The 18,747-nt window shown below is 51.9% G+C and carries 14 protein-coding genes; 11 read left to right on the top strand and 3 right to left on the bottom strand.

Annotated features, from left to right (window positions below; all coding sequences use genetic code 11):
• Positions 1–4: 4 nt before the first annotated feature.
• The 9 genes from iolC to fba all read left to right on the top strand — a co-directional run bounded on the left by iolC (position 5) and on the right by fba (position 10,633).
• Positions 5–1,012: a 5-dehydro-2-deoxygluconokinase gene (iolC, locus tag NI000_RS20355; protein WP_253413274.1), complete on the top strand. Its 1,008-nt coding sequence runs from the start codon at positions 5–7 to the stop codon at positions 1,010–1,012.
• Between the two features lie 246 nt (positions 1,013–1,258).
• The gene (locus NI000_RS20350) at positions 1,259–2,710 is read left to right on the top strand and encodes a CoA-acylating methylmalonate-semialdehyde dehydrogenase (RefSeq protein WP_253413273.1); all 1,452 of its coding nucleotides are present in this window, start codon (positions 1,259–1,261) and stop codon (positions 2,708–2,710) included.
• A 337-nt stretch (positions 2,711–3,047) separates the two neighbouring features.
• Positions 3,048–4,550 (top strand): sugar ABC transporter ATP-binding protein, encoded by a 1,503-nt coding sequence (locus tag NI000_RS20345; RefSeq protein WP_253413272.1) that lies wholly within the window; start codon positions 3,048–3,050, stop codon positions 4,548–4,550.
• A 1-nt stretch (position 4,551) separates the two neighbouring features.
• Positions 4,552–5,535, top strand: a complete 984-nt coding sequence (locus NI000_RS20340; protein WP_253413271.1) for an ABC transporter permease — start codon at positions 4,552–4,554, stop codon at positions 5,533–5,535.
• Between the two features lie 55 nt (positions 5,536–5,590).
• Positions 5,591–6,592 (top strand): inositol 2-dehydrogenase, encoded by a 1,002-nt coding sequence (iolG, locus tag NI000_RS20335; RefSeq protein WP_253413270.1) that lies wholly within the window; start codon positions 5,591–5,593, stop codon positions 6,590–6,592.
• A gap of 40 nt (positions 6,593–6,632) precedes the next feature.
• On the top strand, positions 6,633–7,631 hold the full coding sequence (locus tag NI000_RS20330; protein WP_253413269.1) for a sugar ABC transporter substrate-binding protein: 999 nt from the start codon (positions 6,633–6,635) through the stop codon (positions 7,629–7,631).
• A gap of 31 nt (positions 7,632–7,662) precedes the next feature.
• Positions 7,663–8,691, top strand: coding sequence for an inositol 2-dehydrogenase (gene iolG / locus NI000_RS20325; protein ID WP_253413268.1), 1,029 nt, complete (start codon positions 7,663–7,665; stop codon positions 8,689–8,691).
• 37 nt (positions 8,692–8,728) lie between these two features.
• Entirely contained in the window at positions 8,729–9,748 is a 1,020-nt protein-coding gene (locus NI000_RS20320) for a LacI family DNA-binding transcriptional regulator (protein ID WP_253413267.1), read from the top strand.
• A gap of 21 nt (positions 9,749–9,769) precedes the next feature.
• Positions 9,770–10,633 carry a class II fructose-1,6-bisphosphate aldolase gene (gene fba, locus NI000_RS20315; protein WP_253413266.1) on the top strand — a complete coding sequence of 288 codons (864 nt, stop codon included), beginning with the start codon at positions 9,770–9,772 and terminating at the stop codon, positions 10,631–10,633.
• A 247-nt stretch (positions 10,634–10,880) separates the two neighbouring features.
• On the opposite strand, the gene NI000_RS20310 is transcribed toward fba, so the two are convergent.
• The gene (locus NI000_RS20310; RefSeq protein WP_253413265.1) at positions 10,881–11,426 is read right to left on the bottom strand and encodes an SMI1/KNR4 family protein; all 546 of its coding nucleotides are present in this window, start codon (positions 11,424–11,426) and stop codon (positions 10,881–10,883) included.
• Positions 11,427–11,451: 25 nt separating this feature from the next.
• A complete protein-coding gene (locus tag NI000_RS20305; RefSeq protein WP_253413264.1) occupies positions 11,452–12,321 on the bottom strand; it encodes an HNH endonuclease signature motif containing protein in 870 nt (289 codons plus the stop codon).
• Positions 12,322–12,660: 339 nt separating this feature from the next.
• Here NI000_RS20305 and NI000_RS20300 point away from each other — a divergent pair, with 339 nt between their 5' ends.
• Both NI000_RS20300 and NI000_RS36775 read left to right on the top strand, forming a co-directional pair.
• The gene (locus NI000_RS20300; RefSeq protein WP_253413263.1) at positions 12,661–13,695 is read left to right on the top strand and encodes a DNA-binding protein; all 1,035 of its coding nucleotides are present in this window, start codon (positions 12,661–12,663) and stop codon (positions 13,693–13,695) included.
• Positions 13,692–13,820, top strand: coding sequence for a hypothetical protein (locus NI000_RS36775; RefSeq protein ID WP_010494197.1), 129 nt, complete (start codon positions 13,692–13,694; stop codon positions 13,818–13,820). The genes NI000_RS20300 and NI000_RS36775 overlap by 4 nt, the downstream gene beginning before the upstream one ends.
• A 543-nt stretch (positions 13,821–14,363) precedes the next feature.
• On the opposite strand, the gene NI000_RS20295 is transcribed toward NI000_RS36775, so the two are convergent.
• Positions 14,364–18,701, bottom strand: a complete 4,338-nt coding sequence (locus tag NI000_RS20295) for a discoidin domain-containing protein (RefSeq protein ID WP_253413262.1) — start codon at positions 18,699–18,701, stop codon at positions 14,364–14,366.
• Positions 18,702–18,747: the final 46 nt, after the last annotated feature.

The following is an 18,747-nucleotide window of genomic DNA, read 5'->3' as shown; positions in this document are numbered from 1 at the left end:
AGAGATGAACCATATCACGTTTCAGCAGGACCGGGAGCTGGATTTTATCGGGCTTGGCCGGCTGTGCATCGACTTGAACGCCAACGAGATTAACCGTCCGATGGAGGAAACGCTTACTTTTACGAAATATGTGGGCGGATCGCCCGCCAACATTACGATTGCGTTAGCCAAATTAGGCGCGCGCACGGGATTTATCGGCAAAGTATCGGACGATCAATTCGGTCGTTTCATCAAGAGCTACCTGCACAAGCTGAACATCGATACGCGCAATGTGGTGACCGATCATACCGGCGCGGTGACGGGACTTGCTTTTACCGAAATCAAGTCGCCGAGCGATTGCAGCATCCTGATGTACCGTGACAACGTCGCCGATCTGAAGCTGGAAGCGAGCGAGGTGCAGGAGGATTTCATCAAGCAGGCGAAGGCGATTTTGATCTCCGGCACGGCGCTGGCGTCAAGCCCGTCCAGAGAAGCCGTATTCCAAGCGATCGAATATGCGCGCAAACACCAAGTGGTCATTATTTTCGATGTCGATTACCGCCGCTGGACGTGGAAGTCGAAGGAAGAGACGGCCATTTACTGCAATCTGGTCGCGGAGCAGTGCGATGTTATTATTGCCGGCAGGGAAGAGTTCGATGTGATGGAAATCGTCACCGGGCCGGAAGTCAAGGACGATCTAGCCACGGCGCAGCGCTGGTTCGAGCGTCAAGCGAAAATCGTCGTCGTCAAGCATGGCGGAGACGGCTCCACCGTGTTTACGAAGGACGGGGGAAGCAGCCGGGGCGGCATTTTCCCGGCGAAGCAGGTGATCAAAACGTTCGGTGCGGGGGATTCGTTCGCGGGCGCATTCATTTACGGCTTGCTTCAGGGCTGGCCTGTCGAGAAATGCCAGGAATTCGGCAGCGCGTCGGCATCCATCGTCGTTTCCAGCCACAGCTGCTCCGATGCGATGCCTACGGTCGAGCAGATCGAGAATTTGATCAAGGAGCACCGGGAAAATAACATCGTTTAAAAGTACGGTGGATCCCAGCGGAGCGGGCGGAATCGTTCTGTCCAGACTTTGCAAAGCAAAGTCACATCGGAAGCGTACGCTTAGCGAAAGCGGTCGCCTTTGTCCCCGGATTTTAACCGATAAAGAAGTTATAGAATCCAAGAATCCGGGGGCAAGAGCGATCGGAAGGACGATCCGCACGCGCAGCGGCCTCATATTCACCGTACTTTTAACCACACAACCACAAAGAAAAGGGGAACAACTAGCATGTCTAACGAAAAGCTTCTGCAAAATTACATTGGCGGGCAATGGGTGGATGCCACTTCGGGCAAAGAAGATATCGTGACGAATCCGGCAACCGGCGAAGTGCTGGCGAGAGTGCCGCTGTCTTCGCGGGATGATCTCGATCAAGCCGTTCAGACGGCGAAGGAAGCGTTCAAGCAGTGGAGCCGCGTGCCGGTGCCGAGAAGAGCGCGCATCATGTTCAAATACCAGCAACTGCTCGTGGAGCATTGGGATGAGCTGGCCCGCCTGGTAACGCTGGAGAACGGCAAAAACTACGCCGAAGCATACGGCGAAGTGCAGCGGGGCATCGAATGCGTCGAATTCGCAGCAGGCGTGCCGACCTTGATGATGGGCAGCGTGCTGCCGGATATCGCGACCGGTCTGGAATCGAACATGTACCGTTATCCGATCGGCGTGGTCGGCGGCATTACCCCGTTCAACTTCCCGATGATGGTACCTTGCTGGATGTTCCCGCTGGCGATTGCTTGCGGCAACACCTTCGTCCTGAAGCCGTCGGAGAGAACGCCGATTCTGGCGTGCCGCTTGGCGGAGTTGCTGCAGGAAGCGGGCCTGCCGGACGGCGTGTTCAATATCGTCCACGGGGCGCACGATGTCGTCAACGGCCTGCTGGAGCATCAGGACGTAGCGGCGATTTCCTTCGTCGGCTCGCAGCCGGTGGCGGAATATGTCTACAAGATGGCGGCCGCTCACGGTAAGCGGGTGCAGGCGCTCGGCGGCGCCAAAAACCACTCTATCGTGCTGCCGGATGCGGATATGGATCTGGCCGTCAAAGAAATTATTAATGCGGCTTTCGGCTCGGCGGGCGAACGGTGCATGGCTTGCTCCGTTGTTGTGGCTGTAGGCGATACCGCCGATACGCTGGCCGAGCGTCTGGTTGCGGCTGCCAAGCAATTGACGATCGGCAACGGCATCGAGAAAGGCAATTTCCTTGGCCCGGTCATCCGCCAATCGCATAAAGAAAGAACAGTCGGTTATATCGAAAAAGGAAGCGAAGAGGGAGCAGCGCTCCTGCTGGACGGACGCGAATGCGAAGCGGCTTCGGGAGACGGCTATTTCGTCGGGCCGACGATCTTCGACCACGCGAAGCCGGGCATGACGATCTGGAACGACGAAATTTTTGCGCCTGTGCTGCAGATCGTGCGCGCCGACAGCTTGACCGAAGCGATCGACATCGCCAATCAGTCCGAATTCGCCAATGGCGCCTGCTTGTACACGGACAGCGCCAAAGCCGTGCGCCAGTTCCGGGAAACGATCGACGCCGGCATGCTCGGCATTAACGTAGGAGTACCCGCGCCGATGTCCTTCTTCCCATTCTCCGGCTACAAAAAGTCGTTCTACGGGGATCTGCACGCCAACGGTAAAGACGGCGTCGAGTTCTACACGCGCAAAAAAATGGTCACCGCCCGTTATTAAGGCGGAAGCGGCTTCGCTTTTTTTGGCAACAGCGGAGCCGCTCCGTTACAAAAAAAGCGTGTAAAGAAAATCACAGAAGCATATTGCAATTTCTCAAAACCCTAGATATAATCGCATTAAGGAAAGCGCTTTATTTATCTCGATTGGGGTAGATCTTCCAGCTGAAAATGCCGATAAATAAAGGAAAGTCATGGAAAAACGATCGTTATCAAGGTCATGGTAAAGCGGCTTATACGGCGGAAAACGGATTATTTTTTTTGGATTTTGATTAAGCGCTTACTTTCATTCCTCACGGTACACACGGAGAAAGGCTTTGCTTTTTGAAAGGGGTTACGACATGGGAGAACGCGATGCTTTATTGGAACTGAGGGGAATCAACAAAGGCTTCTCGGGCAACCAGGTGCTGAAGGAGATTCATCTGGACATCCGGCCGGGCGAGGTGCATGTCCTGCTGGGGGAGAACGGAGCGGGCAAATCGACGCTGATCAAAATTATGACCGGCGCGTATACGAAAGATTCCGGCGACATCTTCTGGGAGTCGAACAAGGTGGAAATCAACGGTCCGGTCGACGCCATGAATCTCGGGATCGCGACGATCTACCAGGAGCTTAACCTCATTCCCGAGCTGACGGTATACGAGAACATCTTTTTAGGCCGGGAGCTGAAGAAGAACGGCAAATATTCGCTGCTGGACCGCAAGACGATGCGGCTCAAGGCCATGGAATATTTGAAGCAGCTCGGGCAGGATATTTCCCCGGACGCCAAAGTTTCCTCGCTTGGCATCGGACAGCAACAGCTGGTCGAAATTGCGAAAGCGTTAACCATCAATGCGAAGCTGATCATTATGGACGAACCGTCCTCCAGCCTAAGCGAATCGGAAATCGAACAGCTGCTGACGACGGTGATGGAGCTGCGCAAGCAAGGAATTGCGATCGTTTACATTTCGCACAAGCTGGAAGAAAACAAGCGGATCGGCGACCGGATCTCGATCTTGCGGGACGGCCGGAAAATCGAAACGTTGAGCATGGCGGAGACAGATACCGAGAAGATGATCCAACTGATGGTCGGCCGGAGTCTGGACGAGAAATATCCGAAAATGAACTTCCAGCTCGGCGAAGAAGGCTTGCGGGTCGAAGGGTTGCGGCTGAAGAATTCGAGCAAGGAGGTCAGCTTCACGGCATACCAAGGGCAAATCCTCGGAATTTCCGGTCTTGTCGGCGCCGGGAGGACGGAACTGGCCCGGGGCATCTTCGGGGTCGATCCGGTCGATCAGGGCAAGGTGTACGTGTTCGGCAAAGAGGTCAAGATCAAATGCCCGGAGGACGCGATCAAAGCGGGACTCGCTTTTATTACCGAGGACCGCAAAGGCGAAGGCTTGATCCTCGATCAGACACTCGAATTCAATATCACCGTCGCCAGCCTGAAGAAGTTGAAGAAAAACAAGTTTTTGCACAAAGACAAGATGAAAGCGCTTGCTACCGATTATTTGAAGGAGCTGCAAGTGCGTCCCGGAGATATTGCCGCACAGGCGCGCAAGCTTAGCGGCGGCAACCAGCAGAAGGTCGTTATCGCCAAATGGCTCTGCACGAACGCTAAAGTATTCATCTTCGACGAACCGACAAGAGGGATTGACGTCGGCGCGAAGGTGGAGGTATACCGGCTGATCAATTCATTGGTGCAGGACGGTGCGGTGGTGATCATTATTTCGTCGGAGCTGCCCGAGATATTGGGCATTTGCGACCGCATCCTGGTCATGAACGAAGGGCAGATCGTCGACGACATGCTCAGGGAACAGGCGGATCAGGAAAAAATCATGAAGTCCGCGACAAGGGGGAATTAAGATGTCTGCTGTCATCGTTGAAAAAAACGAGGTAAGGAAAGTAAAATCGAACGGTTTTATAAGCAAATTCGGCGCCTTGATCGGCTTGATTATTTTATGTACGGTCTTAACCATCCTAAGCGATAATTTCTTGACCGTGGACAACGTGATGAACATTGCGCGGCAATCTTCCATTAACGCGCTGCTGGCAATCGGGATGCTGCTGCCGATTTTGACGGCAGGGATCGATTTGTCCGTCGGCTCGATTTTGGCGCTGTCCATCATGATGATGGGGATCGTCTCCGTCAATCACGGGCTTAATCCGTATCTCGGCATTGTCGTATGTCTCGGTGTCGGCGCGCTGCTCGGCTGGACGAACGGCATCATGCTAACGAAGCTGAAGCTGCCGCACCCGTTCATCTCCACGCTGGGGACGATGAATATTGCCCGCGGGATTGCCTTGATTATTACCGGAGCGGCCCCGATTGCCGGCTTCGCTGCACCGATTCAATTCGCAGGCAACGAGTTTGTCGGTCCCGTGCCGTTCAGCTTTATTCTCGTTATCGTCGTTTATATTCTTTTCGATATTTTCTTGAATCGTACCTCGACAGGACGGTACATCTACGCGATCGGCGGGAACAAGGAAACGGCCCGTCTGTCCGGGATTAACGTGAATAAAATTCTCGTCATCGTCTACACCTTGAGCGGCCTGATGGCCGGTTTGGCCGGGCTGGTCATGGTCGGACGCGTCAACTCGGCGTTTCCGCTGGCCGGAATGGGCTACGAGCTGGACGCGATCGCTGCGGTGATCATCGGCGGCGCAAGCTTCTTCGGCGGCGTCGGCACGGTCTGGGGCACGTTGATCGGCGCCACGATTATCGCGGTGCTCCGCAACGGCTTGAATCTGCTGAACGTTTCCGCCGATTTTCAGATGGCGATCATCGGTCTCGTTATCGTAGCGGCGGTTTATGTAGACGTGCTGCGCCAGCGCTCCTTCAAGAAATAGACGACTGGTGGCCTATTTTCGAATATCACCGAAACCCATACAAGGAGAGAACACAATGGAAAAACCGATTCGCTGCGCGGTACTGGGGCTTGGAAGACTGGGCTACTGGCACGCTGAAAATGTAGCCTCGAAGGTGAAGGGAGCCAAGCTGGTATGCGTGGCCGATCCGCAAACCGCTCATGCGGCCAAGGTGGCCGGAGAGCTGGGCGTCGACCGGTACACGGGGAACTTGAACGAGGTATTCGAGGACGACTCGATCGATGCGGTCGTTATCGCGTCTCCGACGAGCACGCATGCCGACATGATTACGCAGGCGGCGCGCAACGGCAAGCACATTTTTGTCGAAAAGCCTTTGACGGTCGATCTGCAGGAAGCGTCGGACGTTCTCCGCGTCCTCGAAGAAACGAAGGTCGTTTGCCAGGTCGGTTTCATGAGAAGGTTTGACCCCGCCTACGCCGAGGCGAAGAAAAGAATCGCGCGCGGCGATATCGGCAAGCCGATCTATTACAAGGGCGTATCGCGCGACCCCGGCTCGCCGCCGGCCGAGTTTATCAAAAACAGCGGAGGCATCTTTCTCGACTTGGGCATCCACGATTACGATTTGGCGAGATTTTTGCTGGAAGCCGAAGTGACCTCCGTCGCAGCGCACGGCAGCGTGCTGGTTCACGGCTTTATGGAGGAATTCGGCGACGTGGATCAAGGGATCGCTTACGCCACGTTCGACTCCGGAGCGGCCGCCGATATCGAATGCAGCCGGAACGCTTACTACGGCTACGATATTCGCGGAGAAGTGATCGGCACCGAGGGAACGCTGCTGATCGGTTCGCTTAGGCACCGCGACATTTCTGTACTTACGTTTAAAGGCAGCTCCCAAGACATTGTGCCGGATTTTCCGACCCGGTTCGAAAGCGCTTATGTGCTTGAAATGCAGCATTTTGTCGATTGCTTGCTGAACAGCCAGAAACCGTCAGTCACGGCAGAGGACGGGAAAAAGGCGCTGGAGATCGCCGTAGCGGCCAAGAAAGCCTTTGAAACCGGCAGCCGGGTACAGTTGTAACGCCAAAAGCTTGATATAAGAAAAAATGGGAGGTCTTTTCATGAAAAAAAGCGCATTGGTGTCTGTGGTATTGGCTCTGTCTCTTGCGGTGGTGGCGGGATGCGCCAGTCAAGGCGGAGGCAGCCCGGCTCCGGCGGCGTCGGACAAAGGGGATAAAGGCGGAAGCTCCGGCCAAAAGCCGAAGGTGCAGGTCGTGCTGAAAACGCTCAGCAGTCCTTACTGGAAATACGTCGAAGCGGGCGCGAAAAAAGCGTTCCAGGATTTGAACGTAGACGGGACCGTCACCGGGCCGGCTTCGGAATCGCAAATTTTGGAGCAGGTCAACATGCTGGAGGACGCGCTGAACAAGAAGCCGGCCGCTTTGGTCGTGGCGCCGACGCAGCCTTCCACGGCGATTCCCGTGCTGAAAAAATATAAAGACAAAAACATCCCGGTGCTGCTCGTCGATACGGATACGGCCGATTGGGCGGATAAAACGGCCTTTATCGGCACGGATAACGCGACAGCGGGGAAAAAGGGCGGAGAATACTTGGCTTCGCTGCTGAAATCCGGCGATAAAGTAGCGCTCATCGCGGGCGCGCTCGGCAACCCGGCGACCGACGAGCGGATCAAGGGCGCGAAGGAAGCGCTGGAGGCGAAAGGGATGAAAATCGCCGCCAACCAGCCGGCCGACAGCGATAAAGCGAAGGCGATGTCCGTCATGGAAAATATTTTGCAGAACCATCCGGATCTGAAGGGCGTCTTTGCAGCCAACGACGACATGGCGATCGGTGCATTGCGTGCGGCGGAAGCGAAAGGCCTGAAAATTCCGATTCTCGGCACGGACGGCACGGTGGAATCCATCGAATCGATTCTGGCCGACAAATTGGGCGGCACGGTCGCACAGAACCCGTATGAAATGGGCTACAAAGGCGTAGAAAATGCCGTCAAAGCGATCAAAGGCGAGAATGTGGAGAAGCGGATCGACAGCGGCGTGGAAGTCATCAACAAAGAAAACGCGCAGAAGAAGCTCGATTTCTTGAAAAGCTTGACGAAGTAAGAGGCATTTCATTATAGAGAGGAACATGGATATGGAGAGAATAAAAATAGGCATTATCGGCGCCGGCCGCATCGGCAAGCTTCATGCGGAAAACTTGAAGCAGCTTCCGCAGGTGGAAATCAAGACGATTTCCGATATCTTCGCCGACAACATCCGCGATTGGGCGGCACAGACCGGCATTGCCAATGTCACGGCCAACTATCAGGACATTATGCAGGACCCGGAAATCGCAGCCGTCTTCATCTGCTCGCCGACGGACACGCATATTGCCATGATCGAAGAAGCAGCCAAGGCCGGCAAGCATATTTTCTGCGAGAAGCCGATCAGTTTCGCCTTGGATAAGACGGTTCAAGCGCTGGAGCTGGTCAAGAAATCGGGCGTCAAGTTCCAAACCGGCTTCAACCGCAGGTTTGACCATAACATGAGCCGGATTCAGGAACTGGTCCGGGAGGGCAAAATCGGCGACACGCATATTCTGAAGATCACTTCCCGCGACCCGGCGCCGCCGCATAAGGAGTATATCCCTGCCTCCGGGGGGATGTTCATCGACATGACCATTCACGATTTCGATATCGCCCGATTTATGGTCGGCAGCGATGTGGAAGAGGTGTTCGTACAGGGCGCGGTTCTCGTCGACCCGGTGTTCGCCGAGTGCGGCGATATCGATACGGCCATCATTTCGCTCAAGTTCAAGAACGGCGCTCTGGGCGTCATCGATAACAGCCGTCAGGCGCACTTCTACGATCAGCGGGTCGAGGTGTTCGGCTCGAAGGGCTGCTTGACGATCCAGAACGATTATCCGAGCAGCACGGAGCTTTATACTGCGGACGGCGTCTACCGGGATAAGCCGCTTTATTTCTTCCTAGAACGGTACAACGAAGCTTATGTGAAGGAAGTCAAGGCGTTTATCGACGCTATCGTTCACGATAAGCCGGTGCCGGTCAGCGCGAACGACGGCTACCAGGCCGAATTGATCGCGCATGCAGCCAGATTATCCCTGCAGGAAAAGCGTCCGGTCAAGGTGGAAGAAGTATTAACGCAATGGCATATTAGTGTATAATTGTTGATATGTCATTTCGTTGAAAGAAGTGGAAGCTATGAAGGCTACAATTTATGACGTTGCCAAGCAGGCAGGCGTATCCATTGCCACCGTTTCCAAAGTGATCAATCAAACGGGGCGCATCAGCGAGGAAACGCGGGCCAAGGTCAATCGGATCATGCAGGAGTTGAATTACCAGCCAAGCGTCGTGGCTTCGGCTCTGACGGGAAAGCAAACCTATACGCTCGGCTTGTTGTTGCCCGATTTGGCCAACCCGTTCTTTGCGGAAATCGCGAGAAGTGTGGAGGATCGTGCGCACGAGCTCGGCTTCAGCGTCATGATTTGCAGCACGGACAACAACCTTTTGAGAGAAGAACGCAATATTTCGTTGCTGAAGCAAAAAAGCGTGGACGGCATTATCATCGCCACCGGCGTACGCAACGATGCGATATTGAAGGACTTGAAAAAACAAAACTTTCCGGTCGCGCTCATTGCCCGCGATATGCCTTCCCTGGCGATCGATACCGTGCTGGTGGACGACTTCATCGGCGGGCATATGGCGGCCTCGCATCTTATTGAGCAGGGGCACCGGCAAATTGCTGTCATCGCCGAGGACACGTTGGTGATGAGCAGCAAGGAACGGATAAGGGGGTACCGGTTCGCGCTGGAGGAAGCGGGCATTGCCTATAATCCGGAGCTGGTGCGGATCAGTGATTTTAAAGTAACGGACGCGAAGCAGGTCGCAGGGGAAATGCTGGACTCCTCTCAGCCGCCGACGGCTATCTTTGCTTGCAACGATCTGCTGGCTACCGGTGTGATTCAAGCCGTGCGCGAAAGAGGCTTGTCCGTCCCCGGCGATTTATCCGTCGTCGGATTCGACAACACGCTGCTGGCGACGATCATCGATCCTCCGTTAACGACGGTTGCGCAGCCCATTCAAGAAATGGGGCAAACGGTCGTCGATCTGATTATCCGCATCATCAACGATAAAAATTCCACCAAGCAGCGCATCGTGATGCTGCCCGAGTTGGTTATCCGTTCTTCCGTGTCCCGGCCTGGCGAATACCGGAATAAGTGAGGAACAAAGGAGCCGCTAGAAATGACGATTGTTTCCATGAAACACATGCTGGAACGGGCGCTCGACGGACGGTATGCAGTCGGACAATTTAATTTAAACAATCTGGAGTTCACGCAGGCGATTCTGCAGGCGGCGCAAGAGGAGCGGTCGCCGGTCATTCTAGGCGTGAGCGAAGCGTATATCCCTTATATGGGTGGACTGCCGTTCATCGCGGGGATGGTCAAAGCGCTCGTCGCGGAATACGGCATTACGGTGCCGGTCGCGCTGCATTTGGATCACGGCTCCACCTATGAGGTGTGCATTCGGGCGATGCACGCCGGGTTTACTTCCGTCATGATCGATGCGTCGCATCATTCGCTGGAGCACAACATCGAGATCACCCGCAGCGTGACGCATGCCGCACATGCTCTCGGCGTCAGCGTGGAAGCCGAGCTGGGCCGGATTACGGGGCGGGAGGACGATCTGGTGGTCGACGAGGCAGAAGCGATGTATGCCGTGCCCGAAGAATGCTTGCGGTTGGTCCGAGAAACCGGCATCGACTGTCTGGCGCCGGCGCTCGGCTCTGTGCACGGTCCGTATCGCGGCCAGCCGCAGCTTGGGTTTGACCGCATGGCGGAAATTCAGCAGCTGACCGGGCTGCCTCTGGTTCTGCATGGAGGAAGCGGCCTGCCCGAGGACGAGATTCGGAGGGCGATCTCGCTCGGCACGGCCAAAATCAATGTGAATACGGACAATCAAATGGCCTTCACGGCCACGATTCGAAGCTTCCTGAACGACCACCCCGAAGCGTACGATCCGCGAAATTATTTGGTGCCTGCCCGCGAAACGATTAAAGAGGCGGTCAAAGCCAAAATCCGCCTGTTCGGCAGCGGGAATCGAGCCTAATTGCATAAAGAAGAGCGCCTCCGGTCCCGGAATGAGGATGAACTGCCCATTCCGCAAAGCCGGAGGCGCTTTTTTGTTGGGATGCGGGAGCGGAATTCTGGTCGCCCATTTCACATCGCTGATCGTATTCACTGGTTGGCGAATAAATTTCGAAAGGCTATCGGGGCAGCCGATCACATAACGTTAAATAGGCAATCCGGGTAAAATACAGAAGGGGCAGGAATAGCTGCCCCTTCTTACCTCGAATTTAATAGTATTGTTTGATTAGATATTCCGAGGATTTTTTGTTCCATTCCCAAAATGGATAGCCATACGAGGAAACAAGAGCGTCCAAAAACTTCAAAAGGTTATCCCCGAGGTACCACATTTCAGCTTCTCCAAGAGCGTCTGTGACATACAGTCGGTAGCTTCCATCATCCTTGACTTCCATGACGATATGTACGGAAGCACCTAACGCGGTTGCAATGACAATCATGTTGTCGTAATACGCATCAAAGTTGACGTGAAAATCTCGAATCCTTTCCAAAGAGCATACACGGGTGTCCTGATTGCCAAATTCCATCCCATTAACCAAAGATAGAAAATGAGAATAGTCTTTTGGAAATTTGATATTCAATTCTTCTTCCATTAGAGAAATAGCAATCGGGGTTGCGGGCGGATTTAAGCGCATGGAGTAAGTTACTATTGATCCTAAGTGATATGCTTCTGTTTCCTTTTGGCTTATCACCTTTAAACCTTCAACTAATCTTTCCATTGTTAAAGGCTTAAAGTATTCTCCTCCCATATCCTCCATTTAAGATCACCTCTTGTCGGTAGCTTTAGTACCCACTAAACCACCCTGTAACTCCTGAATGAGTCGAGACTGGTAAGTGAATGAGGTTGTCCATTCCATTGTCGCCGCCAAGAAAGAGCGGCCGAATATGATGAACGTCATAACCATCCAAATTTAAAGTTGTATTGAAAGCATTATCATACCATTTTTTGTAGTCTCCACGCAAATCCCAAGGACGGGAGTGACGGGTTTCTCTGGCCCAGTTTGCAGGTGGTTTATTTAGTACTTTTTGAGAAGTGTAATCAACAAAGTTGAACACCCACACCCTACCTGTCCTGTTAATTAAATCACTTTGACTATAAATAGTCGGGTCTTCAATAATCTCATCTAATTTTCTGGCTTTAAGGTCGACGCGAGTTCTGTAATGGCCTGTGTTTGGCCCTACATAAACAACATGATCCCAAATGTAACTAGCATCATTGACAGCAAGACTTGCAACTTCGTTATAGTATCCGTACTGTTGATCAGATCGTTCGACGCGAAATACTGCATCGACTGATGGATTGATCCAAGACGGAGAGTCAAGATTGAAGCTATATTTGTACATATTTTTTGAGAAATCGAACTGGTAAGTGGAAAGCACCGTGATTTTAACCCTGTTTGAAGCCATTGATGGAGCTAAGAGAGTTACGGGGACCTCATGAACTTCCCTAATGATATCCCCTTCTGCCGTCGGAGTTACAGTTCTCTTGACTAGTGTTTTCGAGGCCAACAAGTCTACGCTACTTGTCAGATTCGAGTCGTTTTGTCCATTCATTTGAGGAGCTTCTGCAAACGCTGAACCTCCAAATCCTGAAATCAGAACTGAAAAAGCTAGGGAGATGGACAAAATGCTTTTCTTGATATTTACTGCCAAATTGATCCCTCCAAAAATTGAGTAATTTTGAACAATGGTCGGCCGACATATCGTTCACCTAAAAAATACCATGAATTCCAATATATTTTATATGGGACAAAACTACTTTTTTCTGAGTAATTAGTAGTACTATATCGAGATATGTTACTAAGGAGTAATCAAAAATTTATGAAAAAATATGTAAATATTTGTAGATTGATGTCAAGTTACGTTGTCTTACTCTCGTTTTTTACTATTTTTTTGCTGATAATCGCTTAAATCCTCCAAATGTTCTATATTGCTACCTAACAAACCTAGATGTAATATTATGGTATTAATCGAAGGGAGTGTTTGGGACAAATGGCAAATGTAGGCGGAGGGCTTGGGGCAGAAATCAAAGATCATTTCTTTTATGCAGCGGAGCATCTTTTCAAGGAGGAGAAAAAAGCAGAGGCGGCACCCTTGTACCGCTATATCATTGATCGGGAAACAGAGCGTAGCGATCAAACTTTCATCTTCTGTCAATTTCGGTTATTTCAATGCTTGGTCGGTGTGAGTTCAGAAAATAACAGGGAAGCGTTAGAACGGTTTGAGCCGTTTTATTATCGCTTACCGGAGGATATTCAGCTTGATGCTTTGTTACTGACAGCGAATGTTTCTTACTCATTAGGCGATTGGAAAAGAGTAGAACGTTATGGGGATGAACTCTATGCCTTAGCCCAAAATGTGTATGATAAATTAAAAAAAGAAAAATTTGTTAAAAAGCTACATACTGAGCGGCATTTAGTGGTATATTTAGGTCATGGATTACGTATCAAGGGCTTCGTACTCACTATGCAAGGGCGATACGAAGAAGCAAAAAAATACGTGGCAGCGTATTCAGACCTTGGATGGTTCGAGTTCCTTGACGAAACGGGGAAAAAGGAGGTTGAAAAATTTCGAGTTTGGAGCCAGGGTAACATGTACGCTCTTGAACTGAAAACTGGAAACGGAAAAGTAGTCCGTGAGTATGTCGATTTTCTGCAAAATCATCCTGCTGAATTTTTGGGTGGTGCCAAGACCATCATTGAGGCAGCAAATCGGTTCGATTTTGAAGTTGACGACTTTTTGGAAACACTTGTAAAAAAACTCCCTCCTGTAAATTCTGATGTAAGTTACTTGGACGGTACGCAATTATTTCAATTTTGGTATGAGAAAGCATTACACAGCTTCAAAAAAAATCGAATTATTGTTGGGATCGACGAACTTCTATATGCATTATATCTCGCGCAAGTGATGAAGTATTACTTGGGTTTCGAAAAGTGTACAACTTTGTTCCGAAAACATGGTGATTACGCGACGGAACAACAAAAGTTGGGGTACAAACATATCGTAGAAGGAGTGTTCGACTTATGAAAAAGGTATTTTTATCCTTAATGATGGGGTTGATTTTATTAAGTGGTATTATTCCTACTCAACCAACACAACCGGAACAGCCGACAAATATGGCAGCTCTCGACGATCATGGATGGGGCGGCTAATAAAATAATAAGAGTCCCGGCCAGTGGTCAGGGGCTCTTTTGTTTTTTTAAATAAAGATGAGATTTTTTCGCAAATTCGATGCGACGCAACACCAATCTCGGATGGTTCAAGTTTCTGGACGATGACGGGAAAAGGAGGTCGATAAGTTTAAGGCCATTGCAAAAGCAAATATGCTTTTACTAGAACTCGAAACGGGAATATAGATGTACTATCCGCTTTAGTGGAATATTTGGAGGAGTACCCCCTCGTACCCTCCCGGTTATGCTGTCTGCGATCCAAGCAGCGAACCAAAAAAATCTGAATGTTGACGAATTATTCTTACGCTTTAAAGAAAGTATCAACAACCTCAATACAGTCGATTATTACATCAGTTCTAAGCAGCTCTTTATTTATTATGGTGTGGGCGAATAAACGAAAATAACTCCTGAGCTCTAGGGTTCAGGAGTTATTTTTTTTCTTGCGGGGCCTCCGGGTCTGCAGGAAATTTTTATTTGAAGCAGCTTAGTAGCGGGAAAAATATTTTCTCGACGCTTAGGCTTTTCTTACGCCGCCGCGTCCTCACTGTCCGGAGAATCGTCGCCGATTTCGAGCTGATCGTCGGTGCTATCCGTTGACTCCAGATCGTAGGTGCTCCCGGTCCAGGCTTGGATTAGCGCGTTGGCATCGCCGATCAGCGCCGCTTTTGCCGCTTCGGAAATAACATCTTTCCCACTCGTTTTGCTGATTTTCTTCTTAAAATCGTTCATCGCTTTGGCGGCTTGTTTCAGCTTGCCTTTCGTTTCATGCTTCTGGGTGGTCTTCAAGCTTGCAGATAGCTTATTCTTGAGCGGTCCGCTTAACTCTCCGGCAGCATGATAAGATTCCAGCAGCCGCTGCATGGAAGCGATATTGGTTTTAACGACAATCGAAATCGCCACCTGCGATACGTTGCCCGCCCGATCCGTCGCCGTGATTTGGACCGCGTGGGTTCCCAATTGGCCGGCCAAACGCAGCGGCGTGCCGGGGGCATACGGCTTGCCGTCTACCGTGATCGTTGTCCCGGCAATGCCCGACACAGGATCAGAGGCCTGCACATCCAGCACAAGCGTCTCGCTGTCCGTAAATTCGGTCCCGTCCGCCAAGGGGACGCCGTTCGCCGTTACAGCCAGGGTCGGAGCCGTTGTATCGACTTTCAGGAGGAGGGGCTTCGCCTTTTCCACATTGCCAGCTTTGTCTGTAGAACGGTACCGCAGCCCGTACGTTCCGTCCGTGCTGAGTTGGATCGGGTCCACATAAAAATTCCAATTTTTACCTAAATCCAAGCTGTATTCCGTTCTGGCGACGCCGGACTGTTCGTCTTGTGCGGACAAGGTTACGGTTACCGGATGGACAAACCATCCATGCTGCCCGTCCGGCCGGGAAGGGGAGACGCTCGCCGTCGTCACCGGCGGCGTTTTATCGTTTTCCCATTCGATCGATTCCTTCAACCGGGTAATCAGCTCCTGAAGCGGGCTTATCGAGCTTTCGTAATCATATGGGAAATGATTGAGCATCTCCTGCAGTTGGCTTCTCAGCCCGCTGTCTCCTTTGCCCAAGGCCAGCAAGCCTTCCGCTTGCTTCACCAGTTCCAAATAGCGGTTCAGCACCCCCGGTCCGTACACTTCAAATTCAAGAATGGAATAACCGTATATTGTAGCTCTTTCGATGCCTTGAAGCTTGACATATCTCGCCTTGACGGTGGTGTCAAATTTGATCGCCTCGACTCCGCCTTTGCCGTCGATCACCGCATCGCCTGCTTTTACATTTTGCCAATGCTGGCCATCGCCGGAAACAAGTATTTTGTACTTCTTGGCATAAGCGCCCTCCCATTTGATCACGACGCTGTCGATATCCTGTTGTTCGCCGAGATCTACGCTGAACCAGTTATCGTCTGAAAATGTACTCGACCATCTTGTGCCCGTATTCCCGTCGACAGCCTGATCCGGCGACAAATGAGGAGCCTCGCTGGTCGATGCTTCCGCATGCTTGTTTAACGCCAGGTTCATCCCGTCGAAGCTGACCGCCTTATTGTAAACGATCAGATTGTCGATGACGCCTTTAAAGGAATTGGTGGAGCTTCCGATTTTCTCAAGCGGCAGCACCAAGGTATCGATCCGGGGCGATGCGCCGTTCGTTACCCATAATTTTTCGACGTACTCATTGCCGTTGACATACAGGGATACGCCTTTGTTGTCTCCGGTCAGCAGCAAGTGCGTCCATTGACCCGCCGGAACCTTGTATTGGAACGTGCTGTGATAATGTTCTTTGGAAAAGCCCAGCAGCCCGGTCTTTCCTTCCTTGAGCTTCACTTGGCCGACAGGCGATTCCAGCAGCACCGCATCGTCCGGGTTGTCGGCATCGGGCTTGATCCACATGGAAACGGTCCATCCGAACCCTAACGCCTGCAGCGGCGTCTTGATGTAGCTTTCGCCTCCGCCGAACCGTACGCCTTTGCCGTATTTGCCGTCCGCTGCCGCTACATTTTTGCCGATGCCATTGTAGCCGTTGCCGGAAGCGTCGGCGAAGCCGTTTTCGAACAAATACTTGATGACGTTGCCGTCTTTATTTGGGACTTGCAGCTTGTGGGAGATGTTGGCGTTCGGCGCTTCGCCGATCCGTTCCGCTGCGGCTGCATAAGCGTTGTAGTCGGCGTCGTCTCGGTTTCCCGTCCACATTTTTTCGGATAGCACCTGTACGCCAGGAAACATTCGGTCATGAGAATCGTCCATCGATAGTCCGACGGAATCCGAAATGTCGTTCCACAGCGCCAGCATGGCACCTTTCAGCTTCGGATGGCCGTAGGGCAGAGTCGTATCAGTAAATACGTTCGGTTCCCACATCTTATACATATATTTAGGGTCGATCCGGTCTTTATACAATCTTGGCACGAGATACATGTAGCTGTTTTCGGTGTTGAGGATATCGTATCCAAGATCGATCGCTTGCCGGGCATCTCCGTAAGGCACGTGCCAAACATCCATCGTAGCCTCGTTGCTTACCGGGGTCACCCCGTTGTATTCCCTCATGCCGCCCCAAATATGGGGATGCTTGCCTTTACTTTGGATATGCTTGATGAGCGTATCCATGTACCCGCGAAAAACCTCGGTGTTGCCCCAATATTCGTCCGTCCCGACATGGACGTCGGGGCCGATAAAGGTTGGGTTGTCGCCATCGATATATTCGTCGAACAGACTTTTGACGAAATCGACCGTTTGCGGCTTCGTAATGTCTAGATGAGGTCCGGTTCCCAGAGAAGGATCGAAGCTGGTAAACGCTCTGGAATGACCCGGCGTATCAATCTCCGGGATGACATTCACGCCATAATCCATGCCAAGCCGCTGAAGATCGCGAAACTCCTCTTTGGTGTAAAAGCCGTTTTTGCTCGCCAGCCCGGGGTACTTCGTGCTCTGCAGACGATATGCCGCAGTCGTGCCGTCTTGGAACGGCGTCCCTACATCGTCGTTCAAATGAATCTGAAATTGGTTCATTTTGTACCAGGACAACAGCTTGACGTAGTCTCTTAGGAACTCAATCGTATAAAACTTTCTGGCAACGTCGATCATGAGGCCGCGCGTTTCATATTTCGGATAATCCCTTGCCGTCCCTTTGGGGATATGGGCATGAGCTTCATCCTGCTTCAAAATTTGCAGCGCCGATCTCGTCCCGAAAAAGACGCCCGTCGTTTCGGCGGATGTAATCGCGACGTAATCGTTGACGTCGAAGAGGTAACCTTCTTTTCCGAGCCAGGCTAAGGAATCGTCGATAGACAAATAAAGGTCGCCCGCTTGCGGAACGCCGTAAATGATGTTCGCGTTGATGCCGGTAATATCCCGCAGATCTTCCTTCGTTTGCTCCGCGGCCTTTTGCAAAGCCGTTTTATGCGCCGGATTGACCACGATTCGCGAGGTCGGCTTCAGGGTGAAATTTCCGGTCCGGCCATGCCATTCGCGCAGCGACGGGATGACCTTCGGCTCCTTGTTCAAATCGTCCGTTTGCGTATACTGCCCCGGTACCGAAGCAAGGACGTTCCCGGTGATGGCCTTCTGACCGGTACTCGTGTGTTCGACTTGAAACAGAAGATTCACTTTCGTGTCCACGAGGGGCGTGTGAATTTTCCCCGCTTGATCGATCACGGGCAGTCTGTCGCTGCCGTATACGGAAACCTTGTAGCCTTCGGGTACGCTAGGCAGAACGATCTCCGTCTGTCCCTTGGCAATAGGCGGGATTTGGGTAATGCCCTTCACGATTTTGGGCAATTCGCCGGCGTTGTACACCTCGAATTCGTAGAAGGAATATCCGTAAAAGGTGCCTTCCACCGGTGCCCGCTGCACCCCTTGAAATTTCACGTACCTTGCTTTTATATCGTCAAAATCGGTCGTTTCCGTCCCGCCTCTGCATGTAATTTCGCCGTCATTGCCGAGCACGTTCGTCCAATGCTGCGCATCATTGGAAACCAACAGCTTGTACTTGCTGGCAGGGGTTTGCCATTTGATGGTCACCCGGTTTATGGTGAACTCTTCGCTGAGGTCTACGTAAAACCACTGATCGTCTTGCAGGGCGGATGACCAGCGCGTGCTGCCGTTGCCGTCAACGGCATTGGCCGGCCCAAGCCAGTCCACTTCGTTCCCCGAAGCGTACACCGCTTGATGTACCGCCAAATTAACGCCGACCGGTGTATTGGCAACATTCGCGGGCATGGCTCTGCCGCCGTAAACGGTTTCATAAACGGACCGGGTAACGGGAAGCGTCGGAGAAACGTCGTCTGTCCGCCCCGATGCAGCGGCCGCTTGCGGCAGGCCTGCGGGGAAAAGTGTGGAGAGAAGCACCAGTGACAATAAGCTAGAAAGCGTTTTCCTTTTCATGTTCTCCTCCTTGTGCGTTTTTGGGAAGCTTCTAATCATGTGCAGC

Source organism: Paenibacillus tyrphae, assembly GCF_024158745.1.
Taxonomy (GTDB): Bacteria; Bacillota; Bacilli; order Paenibacillales; family NBRC-103111; genus Paenibacillus_G; species Paenibacillus_G tyrfis_A.
Note: the sequence above shows the minus strand (reverse complement) of the source record. Positions and strands in the feature narration are given on the sequence as shown.